At 66.1% G+C, this 12074-nt stretch carries 19 protein-coding genes and 2 pseudogenes; 18 read left to right on the top strand and 3 right to left on the bottom strand.

Features of this window, described 5'->3' with window-relative positions; genetic code table 11:
• Positions 1-939: pseudogene (locus WT16_RS17945) on the bottom strand (terminase family protein); the annotation flags it as partial.
• 142 nt (positions 940-1081) lie between these two features.
• Here WT16_RS17945 and WT16_RS17940 point away from each other — a divergent pair.
• The 13 genes and pseudogenes from WT16_RS17940 to WT16_RS17880 all read left to right on the top strand — a co-directional run bounded on the left by WT16_RS17940 (position 1082) and on the right by WT16_RS17880 (position 7532).
• Positions 1082-1891 carry a GPO family capsid scaffolding protein gene (locus WT16_RS17940; RefSeq protein WP_063533027.1) on the top strand — a complete coding sequence of 270 codons (810 nt, stop codon included), beginning with the start codon at positions 1082-1084 and terminating at the stop codon, positions 1889-1891.
• Between the two features lie 44 nt (positions 1892-1935).
• Positions 1936-2949, top strand: a complete 1014-nt coding sequence (locus WT16_RS17935; protein WP_063533028.1) for a phage major capsid protein, P2 family — start codon at positions 1936-1938, stop codon at positions 2947-2949.
• Complete coding sequence (locus WT16_RS17930; protein ID WP_063533029.1) at positions 2946-3635, top strand: terminase endonuclease subunit; 690 nt, start codon at positions 2946-2948, stop codon at positions 3633-3635. The genes WT16_RS17935 and WT16_RS17930 overlap by 4 nt, the downstream gene beginning before the upstream one ends.
• 99 nt (positions 3636-3734) lie before the next feature.
• A complete protein-coding gene (locus tag WT16_RS17925; RefSeq protein WP_063533030.1) occupies positions 3735-4214 on the top strand; it encodes a head completion/stabilization protein in 480 nt (159 codons plus the stop codon).
• A complete protein-coding gene (locus WT16_RS17920; RefSeq protein WP_063533031.1) occupies positions 4214-4465 on the top strand; it encodes a hypothetical protein in 252 nt (83 codons plus the stop codon). The genes WT16_RS17925 and WT16_RS17920 overlap by 1 nt, the downstream gene beginning before the upstream one ends.
• Entirely contained in the window at positions 4462-4668 is a 207-nt protein-coding gene (locus WT16_RS17915; RefSeq protein WP_063533032.1) for a tail protein X, read from the top strand. Before WT16_RS17920 ends, WT16_RS17915 begins: the two co-directional genes overlap by 4 nt.
• A 14-nt stretch (positions 4669-4682) precedes the next feature.
• On the top strand, positions 4683-5027 hold the full coding sequence (locus WT16_RS17910; protein WP_004553021.1) for a putative holin: 345 nt from the start codon (positions 4683-4685) through the stop codon (positions 5025-5027).
• 1 nt (position 5028) lies between these two features.
• Entirely contained in the window at positions 5029-5301 is a 273-nt protein-coding gene (locus tag WT16_RS17905; RefSeq protein WP_004524440.1) for a phage holin family protein, read from the top strand.
• The gene (locus WT16_RS17900) at positions 5298-6110 is read left to right on the top strand and encodes an N-acetylmuramidase family protein (protein ID WP_063533033.1); all 813 of its coding nucleotides are present in this window, start codon (positions 5298-5300) and stop codon (positions 6108-6110) included. Before WT16_RS17905 ends, WT16_RS17900 begins: the two co-directional genes overlap by 4 nt.
• A pseudogene (gene lysB / locus WT16_RS17895) lies at positions 6107-6463 on the top strand (Rz-like lysis system protein LysB); the annotation flags it as partial. The gene WT16_RS17900 and the pseudogene lysB, both read left to right, overlap by 4 nt.
• On the top strand, positions 6384-6659 hold the full coding sequence (gene lysC, locus WT16_RS35020) for an Rz1-like lysis system protein LysC (RefSeq protein WP_231892034.1): 276 nt from the start codon (positions 6384-6386) through the stop codon (positions 6657-6659). The pseudogene lysB and the gene lysC, both read left to right, overlap by 80 nt.
• A complete protein-coding gene (locus WT16_RS17885) occupies positions 6652-7068 on the top strand; it encodes a phage tail protein (RefSeq protein ID WP_063533035.1) in 417 nt (138 codons plus the stop codon). The genes lysC and WT16_RS17885 overlap by 8 nt, the downstream gene beginning before the upstream one ends.
• Entirely contained in the window at positions 7065-7532 is a 468-nt protein-coding gene (locus tag WT16_RS17880; RefSeq protein ID WP_082874748.1) for a phage virion morphogenesis protein, read from the top strand. Before WT16_RS17885 ends, WT16_RS17880 begins: the two co-directional genes overlap by 4 nt.
• Positions 7533-7635: 103 nt before the next feature.
• Here WT16_RS17880 and WT16_RS31760 read toward each other — a convergent pair whose 3' ends face one another.
• Both WT16_RS31760 and WT16_RS17870 read right to left on the bottom strand, forming a co-directional pair.
• Positions 7636-8358 carry a hypothetical protein gene (locus WT16_RS31760; protein ID WP_231892035.1) on the bottom strand — a complete coding sequence of 241 codons (723 nt, stop codon included), beginning with the start codon at positions 8356-8358 and terminating at the stop codon, positions 7636-7638.
• 261 nt (positions 8359-8619) lie between these two features.
• A complete protein-coding gene (locus tag WT16_RS17870) occupies positions 8620-9405 on the bottom strand; it encodes a site-specific DNA-methyltransferase (protein ID WP_063533884.1) in 786 nt (261 codons plus the stop codon).
• Positions 9406-9423: 18 nt separating this feature from the next.
• On the opposite strand from WT16_RS17870, the gene WT16_RS31755 reads away from it, so the two are divergent.
• The 5 genes from WT16_RS31755 to WT16_RS17850 are packed head-to-tail and all read left to right on the top strand — an operon-like array spanning position 9424 to position 12067.
• A complete protein-coding gene (locus WT16_RS31755) occupies positions 9424-9672 on the top strand; it encodes a hypothetical protein (protein WP_082874847.1) in 249 nt (82 codons plus the stop codon).
• On the top strand, positions 9579-10259 hold the full coding sequence (locus WT16_RS17865; RefSeq protein ID WP_063533807.1) for a phage baseplate assembly protein V: 681 nt from the start codon (positions 9579-9581) through the stop codon (positions 10257-10259). The genes WT16_RS31755 and WT16_RS17865 overlap by 94 nt, the downstream gene beginning before the upstream one ends.
• Positions 10256-10618 carry a GPW/gp25 family protein gene (locus WT16_RS17860; RefSeq protein ID WP_059929861.1) on the top strand — a complete coding sequence of 121 codons (363 nt, stop codon included), beginning with the start codon at positions 10256-10258 and terminating at the stop codon, positions 10616-10618. The genes WT16_RS17865 and WT16_RS17860 overlap by 4 nt, the downstream gene beginning before the upstream one ends.
• Positions 10615-11520 carry a baseplate J/gp47 family protein gene (locus WT16_RS17855; protein ID WP_063533806.1) on the top strand — a complete coding sequence of 302 codons (906 nt, stop codon included), beginning with the start codon at positions 10615-10617 and terminating at the stop codon, positions 11518-11520. Before WT16_RS17860 ends, WT16_RS17855 begins: the two co-directional genes overlap by 4 nt.
• Positions 11513-12067 carry a phage tail protein I gene (locus tag WT16_RS17850; protein ID WP_063533805.1) on the top strand — a complete coding sequence of 185 codons (555 nt, stop codon included), beginning with the start codon at positions 11513-11515 and terminating at the stop codon, positions 12065-12067. The genes WT16_RS17855 and WT16_RS17850 overlap by 8 nt, the downstream gene beginning before the upstream one ends.
• The last annotated feature ends 7 nt before the right edge of the window (positions 12068-12074 follow it).

Genomic DNA, 12074 nt, shown 5'->3' with positions numbered 1-12074 from the left:
GTCGATCTGGATGCGCTCGCCCGCCGCGCGGCCGCGGTTCGCATGCGCGCCGCTCCAAAATGCGTACGCCTCGTGCGTGATGCTCGACGGCGTGCTGAAGTACGTCTTGCGCCAGCGCTTGTGCATCGCCATGCCGGAGGCGACCTTGTTCAGCTCGCGGAACTTCGGACCCAAAAGTATTCGTCGAAGTAGAAGTTGCCGTGGTACGACTGCGCGGTGCGCGCGTTCGTGCCCAGGAAGTACAACGTCGCGCCGCTCGGCAGGATGATCGGATCGCCCGTGAGCTCGATGTCGGCCGCCTCGCGCGCAAACTGCGTGATGTACTGCTTGAAGACGTGCGCCTGAGCCTTGCTCGCCGACAGGAAGATTTGATTGCGGTCGGTTTCGAGCGCGTCGACCAGCGCCTCGCGCGCGAAGTACCACGTCGCACCGATCTGCCGCGATTTCAGGATGTTGCGCGTGCGCTGATCGCCGTTCCGATACCAGACCTTCTGATAGTCGAACAGTGAATCGCGGAACGCTTCGATGATGCGCCTTGTGCTGTTCCTCGCTGATTTCGTTGCGCGGCGCGCGGCGCTTCGGGCCGGCATTGCGTGACGCAATCTTCGGGTTCAGGTCGGATTCCTTCCCCGTCTCGTCATACTTGCGCACGCGCGCGAGCCGCTCGACTGCCGGCCGAGCAGGTCGATTTCCTTGTAGTCCGCGCCGTCCTTCTTCTCCTTCGCAATCAGCACCATCAGGCGCACTTCGAGCGATGCTTCGATGCGCTCGACGGGCGTCGCGTTCTTCCATTTTCGCGGCGGCACCACGATGCGACGGTCGCGGGCTTGATGTCGAGATGGCGGCGATCGACGCGAGGCGCCAACCTTGCCAATAGAGCGTGCGCGCGACCTTGCGCACGTCGTTTTCGAGCTGATGAGGGTCCGTAGTTTCGAGCATGCGGCCAAGCGTAGGCCGCCGCGTGCGCGCGAGCACGCGCAGCGCGCTGTACCCGCGTGACCCACAAACGCCGCGGATTGAGCCGTGCGCATGAACGCCGAACATGAGAAGCACGCTCACTCAACCACGTTCGACCCTCTCTATGGCAAGCAAAACCAAATTCTTCCGCGTCGCAGTGGAAGGCGCGACCGTCGACGGTCGCGAGATCAAGCGTGAATGGCTCACGCAGATGGCGAAGCACTACGACCCGAAGCTGTACGGCGCGCGCGTCAACCTCGAACACCTGAAGGGCTGGGCGCCGCTCTCGGCGAACAACCCGTTCGGTGCATACGGCGACGTGATCGCGCTGAAGGCGGCCGAAATCGAGGACGGCCCGCTGAAAGGGAAGATGGCGCTGTTTGCGCAGATCGATCCGACCGACGAGCTCGTCGCGCTGTCGAAGAAGCGCCAGAAGATTTTTACGTCGATCGAAATCAACCCCGACTTCGCCGACATCGGCGAGGCGTATCTCGTCGGGCTCGCCGCGACCGACGACCCGGCGAGCCTCGGCACCGAAGCGCTGCAATTCGCCGCGAAGCGCTCGAACAACCTCTATTCGCCGGCGTGCGAGACGGCGATCGAATTCGAAGGCGCGACCGAAACGGCCGGCCTCAAGGAATGGGTGAAGGGCCTGTTCGCCCGCAATCGCGAGAACGACGACGAGCGCTTCGCCGACGTGCGCGAAGCGGTCGAACGGGTCGCCACCCATGCGCACCACACGGGCCGCGAAGTCGCGACGCTGAGCGCGGCTGTCACGAGCGCCACGAGCGCGGCCGCCGACGCGAAGAAGCGCGCTGACGAAGCGTTCGCCGCCGTCGAAGCGCTCACCGAGAAACTGTCGAACACCGGCAACGGCGCGCCGCAGCGCCCGCCGTCGACCGGCTCGACGGGCGAGCTCGTGACCGACTGCTGACCGACTGCTGACCCATCCCGCACACCACACAGGAGAATTTCCCGATGAGGAAGGAAACGCGCAAAGCGTATGAAAAGTTCGCCGCGCAAATCGCCAAGCTGAACGACACGGCCGACGTGTCGGCGAAGTTCGCGGTCGAGCCGACCGTGCAACAGCGGCTCGAAACGAAGATGCAGGAATCGAGCGAGTTTCTCAAGCGCATCAACGTGCTGCCCGTGACCGAGCTCGAAGGCGAAAAGCTCGGCCTGTCCGTGTCCGGCCCGATCGCGAGCCGCACCGACACCACGAAGGCCGCGCGTCAACCGATCGACCCGACGGCGCTCGACAGCAACCGCTACCGCTGCGAGAAGACCGACTACGACACGGCGATTCCGTATCGCAAGCTCGACATGTGGGCGAAGTTCGCCGACTTCCAACAGCGCATCCGCGACGTGATCCTCAACCAGGGGGCGGTCGATCGCATCATGATCGGCTGGAACGGCGTGAAGGCGGCCGCGACGACTGACCGCCAGGCGAACCCGCTGTTGCAGGACGTGAACATCGGCTGGCTGCAACAGTACCGCGAGCGCGCGGCGCAGCGCGTGCTGCACGAAGGCGCGAAGCAGGCCGGCAAGGTGCTCGTCGGCAAGGCGGGCGATTACGAGAACCTCGACGCGCTCGTGATGGACATCGTTTCGTCGATGATCGACCCGTGGTTCCAGGAAGACACGGGCCTCGTCGTGATCTGCGGCCGCGAGCTGCTGCACGACAAGTATTTCCCGATCGTCAACGCGACGCAGGCGCCGACCGAGCAGCTCGCGGCCGATCTGATCGTGAGCCAGAAGCGCATCGGCAATCTGCCGGCCGTGCGCGTGCCGTTCTTCCCAAAGCGCGCGCTGATGGTCACGAAGCTGTCGAATCTGTCGATCTACTACCAGGAAGGCGCGCGCCGGCGCACGCTGAAGGAAGTGCCGGAACGCGACCGCATCGAGAACTACGAATCGTCGAACGACGCCTACGTGGTCGAAGACTTCGGTTGCGGCTGCGTGGCCGAAAACATCGAACTGGCGGCGGCATGACGATCAACACGCCCGCCCGCGCACACTTCAATCGCGTCTCGGCCGCGCGCGCGGCGGCGGCCGCGTCGCCCGGCGCGACGATGAAGGGCGCGACCGCCTATGAGCTGATGCTCGCGAAGCTCGCGGCCGACCGCCGCGCGCTCAAGGGCATTCAGTCGATCGAGCGGAAGATCGAGCTGAAACGCAAGCTGCTGCCGGACTACGCCGACTACGTGGCGGGCGTGTTGAGCGGCGGCCGCGGCGCGCAGGACGACGTGCTCGTGACGGTCATGGTCTGGCGCATCGACGCCGGCGACTTCGACGGCGCGCTCGCGATCGCGGCCTACGCGCTCGCGCACGGCCTGACGCTGCCCGACCAGTTCGAGCGTTCGCTCGCGTCGCTCGTCGCCGAGCAGTTCGCCGACGCCGCGCTGTCGTCGTTCCTCGACGGCGAGACGTTCGACGCGGCGAGCCTCGAGCTCGTCGACGATCTGACGCGCGCGGCCGACATGCACGACCAGGTGCGCGCGAAGCTGTACAAGGCGCTCGGCTACGCGACGCAGGCCGCCGCGCCGGCGCGCGCGCTCGACTATCTGCGCCGCGCGGTCGCGCTGAACGATCGCGTCGGCGTGAAAAAGGACATCGACCGGCTGACGAAGCAGGTCGAAGCTGCGGGCCGTCGGGGCGACGGCGCCGACGGCACGTAAAGAGCCCACCTCGGCATGGCGGCACCGGCGCCCAGGCCCTACGCCTGACGGTCACGGACCTGGTGCGCCGGTCCACCGCCACCTCATTGTGAACCGACCATGAACAGCTTTGTTGCCACCGCCGCGCCCGCCGTCGCGGCGACGCCGATCGAAGGCACGTTGACGAACGACGGCTTCTTCCCGGACATCGATCTGTCCGCGCTGCGCGACGCGATGCGCCTGGACGGCACCGTGACGGCCGAGCGGCTGCGGCACGCCGCGCGCGACGCGCTGCTGACCGTGAACGACGAGCTCGCCGCGTGGCGCGCACGGCAGCGCGCGGCGGGTGCGGCGACGCTCGCCGACGTGCCGGCGCCGCGCATCGATGGCGAATCGGCACACGTGGCCCGCTACCGGCGCGCGGTGTACCACCTGACGCTCGCGGACGTGACCGAGAAGTACCGCGGCTACGACACGACGAAGAGCGGCGGCCAGGTCGCGGCCGATCTGGCTGCGACGGTCGACGACGCACGCCGCGCTGCGCGATGGGCGATCAGCGACATTCTTGGCCTGGCGCGCTCGACGGTGGAACTGATCTGATGGCCCGCCCCCTGTACCGCATTCGTCAGTTCGCGCAATCCCGCGTGCGCGGCGGAAAGCTGTTCTGCGCCGGCGCGTGCCAGGTGCAGCAGCGCGTCGCTGGCCTGTTCTGGCTGGAGATTGCCTATTGCTCGGATCACACCGGCGCGGAGGCCGCAATACGAGCCGCCGTGCTCGCGCGCCGGCGAGCCCGACTCAAGCCGCGCGTGCTCGGCCTGTTCGATCGCGACGGGCAGGCGCTCGGCGAATGAAGATTTCAGCGCTGCAAGGCGAGACGCTCGACGCGCTGTGCTGGCGGCACTACGGCAGCACGGCGGGCACGGTCGAAGCCGTGCTCGAAGCGAACCCCGGCCTCGCCGAACTCGGCGTGGTGCTGCCAATGGGAACCGTCGTGGAGATGCCCGAGCGCAGCGCGATCGAGACGACCACGCCGCTATTGCAACTGTTTGACTGACCGGAGCCGAATGAATGGCTGAACCGAACACCACCTCGGCTGCGGCGCTGTTCGCCGCGGTCGGCCTCGCCGGCATCGCGCCGGGCGTCGACGGCGACGCGCTGATTGGCGCGTTCGCGGGCGCGGCGCTCGTCGTCGTCACGTCGAAAGACCTCGGCCTCGCGAAGCGCGCCGCGTACATGCTCATCTCGCTCGTGATGGGCTACCTCGCCGCGCCCGAAATCATTCACGCCGTGCCGATCCGCTCGACGGGCGTCGCCGCGTTCTTCGCGGCCGCGCTCGTGATCGCGGTCACGCTGACGCTGATCGAGCGCGTGAAGGGCATGGACCTGTTCGCGCTGTTTCGCAAGGGAGACTGACGTGCATGTCTCGTCCGCACTCGTCGCGCTCGCCGCGCACCTGGCCGTCATCGTGCGCGTGCTGACCTACCGCAAGAACGGCGCGCGGCATCGCTTCCACGTCGCGTGGGCAGCCTGGGTGATCGTCGCGATTTCCGGCGGCTCGGCGATCGAGCTGCTGTTTCATCCGAAGCCGACCGGCTTCTTTCACGCGGCGCTCGCGGTTCTGCTCGCCGTGTTGGTGTACCTCGCGCGCGGCAACGTCGCGCGCCTTCTACGGAGTGACGAAGCGTGAACATCCTTCGATTCAACGATCACGGCGCGGAAGTCGGGCTGCTGCAGCAGCGCCTCGTGCGCGCCGGCTACCCGGTCGACGTGTCGCACCTTTACGACGAACAGACCGAGCGAGCCGTCCAGACGTTGCAGGCGGCCGCGGGCCTCGTCGTCGACGGCATCGCCGGCCCGAAGACGTACCGGGTGCTCGCCAGCGGGCAGCGCGACCCCAAGCACCTGACGGACGCCGACCTCGCGCGCGCGGCCGCGACGCTCGGCGTATCCGTCGCGTGCGTGCGGGCTGTCAACGAAGTTGAGTCCCGCGGCGTGGGCTTTCTGGACGACGGCCGGCCGAAGATCCTGTTCGAGCGGCATGTCATGTATCAGCGGCTCGTCGCGAATGTCGGCAGGGAAGCGGCGGACGCTGCCGCCGCACGATGGCCGGGCGTCGTCAACCCGAAGCGCGGCGGCTACCAGGGCGGCGCCGCCGAATACGTGCGGCTCGACACCGCGGCGCGGATCGACGCGACATCCGCTTACGAGTCCGCGAGCTGGGGCGCGTTCCAGATCATGGCGTATCACTGGAAACGCCTGGGTTACGCGAGCGTCGACGAATTCGTGTCCCGTATGGAGCTGGGCGAAGCCGAGCACCTCGACGCGTTCGTGCGGTACGTCGCGGCCGACAAGAAACTGTTGGTCGCGCTTCGTGCCCGGAAGTGGGCGGCGTTCGCGGAAGGCTACAACGGCCCGGAATTCGCGATCAACCTGTATGACGTGAAGCTCGACCGCGCGTATGCGAAGTACGCCGGCGCGGGCAAGGCGGCCGCATGAGCTTCGCCCGCCTGACGCCGTGGCTGGCGCTGATCGCGCTGATTGCGTTGGTCGCGAGTTGCCAGCACGGCCGCGCGCTGCGCGCGCAGCTCGACCGGGCGACCGACGACGCGCGCCGCGCGAAACACGAGGCGCAGGCGAGCGCTGCCGTCATCGAGCGTCTGTTGGCCGATGCCAAGGCGAAAGATGCGCAGCGCGCGCAGCTCGATCGCGCGCGCGCCGGCGTCGACGCGACGCTCGCGACCTATCGAAACGAACTGCGGAGACTGATCGATGAAAACACCGCCGTGCGCGCCTGGGCTGCTGGCGCTCTGCCTGACGACGTTGTGCGCCTGCACGCAAGCCCCGCCCTCAATGGCGCCGACGATTACGCTCAACGAATGCGCGGCGGTGACGCCGTGCACGATGCCGGCGATGGCGCCGCGCACCAACGGTGAGCTGAGCGACGCGTTGCACGTCGCGCGCGCGGCGTGGGCGCGCTGCGCGTCCGAAGTCGACATGATCGCGACGTGTCAGGCGCGCGTGCGGCGGGCGGACGGCCATGAATAAGCCGAACAGCCTGCGCGCGGCGCTCGTCGCCGCGTTGCCGCAGCTCAACGCCTCGCCGGACCAGTTGCTCGTGTTCGTCAACGAAGGCCGGATCGAGGCGACGGGCACGCGCACGGCGTCGTTCGACTATGAATACGAGTGCGAGATCATCATTCGCGACTTCATCGGCAACCCGGATGACGTGATGATCGCCGTTGTCGAATGGGCGCGCGCGAATCAGCCGGACCTCGTGACGAATCGGGACGAGCGCCGCAACTGCATGACGTTCGTCGCCGACATCCTGTCAAACAACGCCGTCGACCTCGGGCTCAAAATGAAGCTGTCGGAAAGCGTCGTGGTCGGAACCGATGAAGCCGGCAACCGGACGGTCGAGCACATCGACGACGCAGCCGACGAGTGGCTCTCGTGACGGACGATCTTCAGGCGCTCGAACGGTGGGCGGGTGGGCTGCTCGCGAAGCTGTCGCCGGCGGCCCGCCGTCAACTGCTGCGCGAGCTTGGCCGCGATCTGCGGCGCGCGCAGCAATCGCGCGTGGCCGCGCAGCGGAATCCGGACGGGTCCGCTTATGCGCCGCGGAAGGTGAAGGCAGGCGGCAAGCACTTGCGCGAGAAGGCCGGCCGTGTGAAGCGCGAGGCGATGTTCCGGAAGCTGCGCACCGCGCGCTATCTGCGCATCGATGTCGACAACATGGGCCTGGCGATCGGCTTTGACGAACGGCTCTCGCGCATCGCACGTGTCCACCAGGAGGGCCAGAAAGCGCCCGTCGAGCCGGGCGGCCCGCTCGCGCAGTATCCGGTTCGCGTCGTGCTCGGTTTCGCGGATGCGGATCGTGAGCTCGTGCGCGATCGGCTATTACGTCACCTGAACCGCTGAACCGTTCACCGCGGCCTTGAACCGCGTCGATGCGATCGCGCAAGAGGCCACATTCGATCGGCATCGTATGCGGCCCTCGGCTGTATGTTATGGAACTGGACAATCATTCCAAGGCTGCGCGAAAGTCGCCAACCTCGCCAAGCATGCTCCCCCTGTAGGCTTTCAAGGCCGACTCCCATTCATATTGCTTAGGATGCGCTGCAAACCAACTGTTGACAAAATTTTCTAGGCGATAAGTGCCACTCCAATCTTGGTTATCGCTTATCCAAAAGTCGTAAAGGTTGTTCGGGACGTTATCTGGCGAAAGCGTCTCCGCAAGCCATGACCAGAGATGATCACAGGGGATCATTGCGACGACGCCATAGATCGGCTCCATGAATTCGGCTACATAGTGTTCATGGGCAACATAAGCTTTTACTGCATCGTTCGGATTAATCGCCAGGATGTCTTTGATGTGCCACGACTTCATGATGGAGTCGGTGTAAGACAGATAACCTTCATAGCGAGCCTGTGCAAAAGCTGCCAGCATGTCTTCATGATGTTTTTTCGCGCGCGCCTCAACCAGACGATAATCTTGCTCTGCCCGAACGCAGTATGCTGCGTCCTGCACTGTGTATTGCCCGTAATTGCAGGGAGGCAAGGTACCGTTAGCAATGCCTTGAATGTAAGGCGAGTTAAGGGCATCTTGTGCCAAGCTATAGCATGCTTCCCAGAGTTGAGAAGTAATCGAGTTGGCTGGCGGTGGCGATGTGGAAACGTCTAACTTCGCCAGCGATGGATGGTCTAGTTGGATACGCCGCGGCGTCCTCGTCACGAGTGGCTTCATCATCATGCTCCGTCTATTTTATGGGGACACTTTATTTTTAGCGAAATAATTAATTAAATTTCGCATCGAGGCCGATTAAATCGAGCTCGATCCGTAGCTGAAATTTATATTTTTAATTACCCCGCCAGCAATGACCCCGTCCCGCGCATTAACGACCCTCAAGTACCGACGTTATTATAGGAGATAGGAATTAATATTTTTCCACCCCTATTTAAATTGAGGTTGAATCACATCATTCAATAATCCGCCGAATCGTTTCATTTAACTACTGCGCTGCCTGCCCCCTGAGTCATCCGTCGTAGCGTCGAGCCGGGCCGATGCGACCGCGTGATACGCCCCATTCGTCTCGCATCCGATCCAGTGCAACCCCGCCTCCCGCGCCGCGGCGAGAAACGTCCCCGATCCGGCAAACAGATCGCACACGACGCCGCCGGCCGGCACGAGCCGCACGACTTCGCGCGCTATATCGAGCGGCTTCTCGGTGACGTGTTGCTTCGGCACCGGCAAGCGGCACGGGAACACGCCCGGCAGATACACATCGCAGTCGCGCATTGCGCCGCGGCTCGCCCATACGACGAATTCGGCCTGTTGCGCGAAGCCGCCGCGCCGCGGCCGCGTGCGGCCGGGCGTCTTGTCCCATACCGCGACGCCGCGCAGGACCAAGCCGGCCGCCTGCACGACATCGGTCAGCGTCGGGAGCTGGCGCCAGTCGATGAAGCTCACGAGCAGCCCGCCCGGCTTCAACGCGCGGCGGCATTCGCTCAGCCAGGCGTGACACCAGAACGCCCACGCGCGCTGATCCATGTTGTCGCTCTCGAAGTCGGTATAGACGGTCTTCGTGTCGCTGTTGATGTACTTCGCGCTCGGCGGCCGCGAGCGCGCCGACGTGTGCAGCCCGCCCGACGAATACGGCGGATCGGTGAACACCATATCGATTGACGCGTCGGGCAGCATGCGCGCGAGCGTGAGTGCATCCATTGCGTGAAGTCGGTCGAGTAGCGGGGAAAGATCGGCCACGGGCGCGGCGTCGGTAGCGTGAATCGTCATCGTGTTGCGAGAGTGGAAATGCGCGCGCAGCACGTGCCGCACGCGCCGTTGCGTGTGTCGAGCGGCCATTGTCGACGCCCGATTCGCCGCGCGGATCACGAGCACGCTGTACCCGGCGGCACGACAAAGGCGAGTGCTCGCGCCCCGCGCGGGCGACCGGCACCATTGCCGGTATGGATGCGAACGAAATTCAACGGCAAGCACGCAACGCCGTGCGCAAAGGCTCGATTCTCGATGTCGACCACAAGGCGGCGCTTTGCCGCGTGACGATCGGCGAATCGGACGACGACGGCCTGCAAACGAACTGGATTCCGTGGCTCACGCCCGCGGCCGGCAACACGCGCGAATGGTTGCCGCCGACGAAGGGCGAGCAAGTCGTCGTGCTCGGCGCGATGGGCGACCTTGCGCAAGGCGTCGCGTTGCGCGGCGTGTTCTCCGACGCGTTCCCCGCACCGGACCACCTGCCGAACACCCACACCCGCGTCTACGCGGACGGCGCGCGTGTGAGCTACGACCACGACGCGCATGCGCTCACGGCCGAACTGCCCGCCGGCGCGACGGTACGCCTCGTCGCACCCGTGTCGGTCACGGTCGAGACGGAATCGGCGACCGTGAAAGCCGCGTCGGTCACGCTCGACTCTGAACAGACCACCTGCACGGGCGCCTTGCTCGTGAAAGGGCCGCTCGTGTTCAAGTCTGGCATGACGGGCTCGGGTAGCGCCGGCGGCGGCAACGTCATGCGCATCGACGGCGCGGCCGATTTCACGGGCGAAGTGCGCTCGATGGGCAAGAGCGTGCCGTTCCACACACACCAGGCGCGCGGCGAATCGGCCGAAGTGAGCCCGCCGCTATGAGGGGCATGAACGCAGAGACGGGCCGCTCGATGTCCGGGCTCGATCACCTCGCGCAATCCATCGGCCGCATCGTCTCGACGCCGCTTGGCTCGTGCATCCAGCGCCGCACGTTCGGCTCGGAACTGCCCGACCTCATCGACGCGCCCGCCAACGGCGCGACCCGGATTCGTCTTTACGCCGCGATCGCAACCGCGCTGATGCGGTGGGAGCCGCGCTTGACCGTCACGCGCGTTCAGATTTCGGCGGCCGCCGCCGATGCTTTCGCCGGCCGGCAGTTCGTCGACATCGAAGGCTGGACCGACGAGCGCGACGAGCTCGTGTCGCTACGCGTGCCGCTGTCGAACGGGGGCGCATCGTGAGAAGCACGCCCATCGACCTCTCGCAGCTCCCGGCGCCGGACATCGTCGAGCCGCTCGACTTCGAGACGCTGTTCGCCGAGCGCAAGGCGCGCCTCGTGTCGTTGTATCCGGTCGAGCACCAGGCGGAAATCGCCGCGACGCTCGCGCTCGAATCCGAGCCCGTGACGCGCGTCCTCCAAGAAAACGCCTATCGCGAAGTCCTGCTGCGGCAGCTCATCAACGATAAATCGCGCGGCGTGCTGCTCGCCTATGCGCGCGGCACGACGCTCGACCACCTCGCCGCGCTGTTCGATGTCGAGCGGCTCGTGATCACGGCGGCCGATCCAGAGCACGACGTCGAGCAGGTCGACGAAGACGATGACAGCCTGCGCGAGCGCGTGCAGCTCGCGCCGCGCGGCTTCTCCGTCGCCGGCCCCGAAGAGGCGTACGTGTTCCATGCACGCGCGGCGGACGGCCGCGTGCTGTCCGCGTCCGCGCGCAGCCCCGAGCCGTGCGTGATGGTCGTCACGGTTCTGTCGCGCGAAAGCGACGGCACGGCGAGCGACGAACTGATCGGCATCGTGCGCGCGGCGCTGGAAGGCGTGCGGCCGCAGACCGACCAGGTGATCGTGCAGAGCGCGAAAGTCGTGCCGTATGCGATCCGCGCGACGCTGCGCTTCTTCTCCGGCCCGGATCGCGGCGTGGCGCTCGCGGAAGCCCGCAAGCGCACCGACAGGTTCGCGGCGGACATGCGGCGCATCGGCATGGAAATCACGGTCGACGGCCTGCACGCGGCGATGCGCGTCGCCGGCGTGCAAAAGGTGTTGCTCGACGCGCCGGCGGGCGGCGTTCCCGTGACGCACGAGCAGGCGCCGTACTGCACGGGAATCGAGCTGATCGACGGCGGGGTCGCGGATGACTAGGTTGGCAACCTCGCTGCTGCCCCCGAACGCGACCGCGCTCGAACGCCGGATCGCGGAGACGAACGCGCGTATCAGCGAGATTCCAGTCGACATCGGGACGCTGATGAATCCCGGCACGATCCCGCTGCGGTTCCTGCCGTGGCTCGCGTGGCACCTCGGCGTCGAGACGTGGAAGGACTACTGGCCCGAACAGGTGAAGCGCGCGCGTGTGAAAGCAGCGATCCGGATCGCGCGCAAGAAAGGCACGGCCGCGGCCGTGCGCGAAGTGTGCGCGTCGTTCGGCGCGAACGTCGCGATGCGCGAGTGGTTCGAGAAGACGCCGAAGGGCCGGCCGGGCACGTTCGAAATTTTGATGACGGTCGGCGCGCGCGACGGCATCCCGGCGACCGCCGAATACGTCGCCGACATCATCGCCGAAGTTGACCGGGCCAAGCGCGGCACCGCGCACTACACGTTCACGCAGGGTTTCAGCGCGACGGGCACGCAGCGCATCGGCGCGGGCGCACGCGCGGCGGTGTATCGCCGCCTGTCCCTCACGGATATCTGACATGGCA

This window comes from Burkholderia sp. MSMB1589WGS (genome assembly GCF_001636105.1).
GTDB lineage: Bacteria > Pseudomonadota > Gammaproteobacteria > Burkholderiales > Burkholderiaceae > Burkholderia > Burkholderia humptydooensis.
Note: the sequence above shows the minus strand (reverse complement) of the source record. Positions and strands in the feature narration are given on the sequence as shown.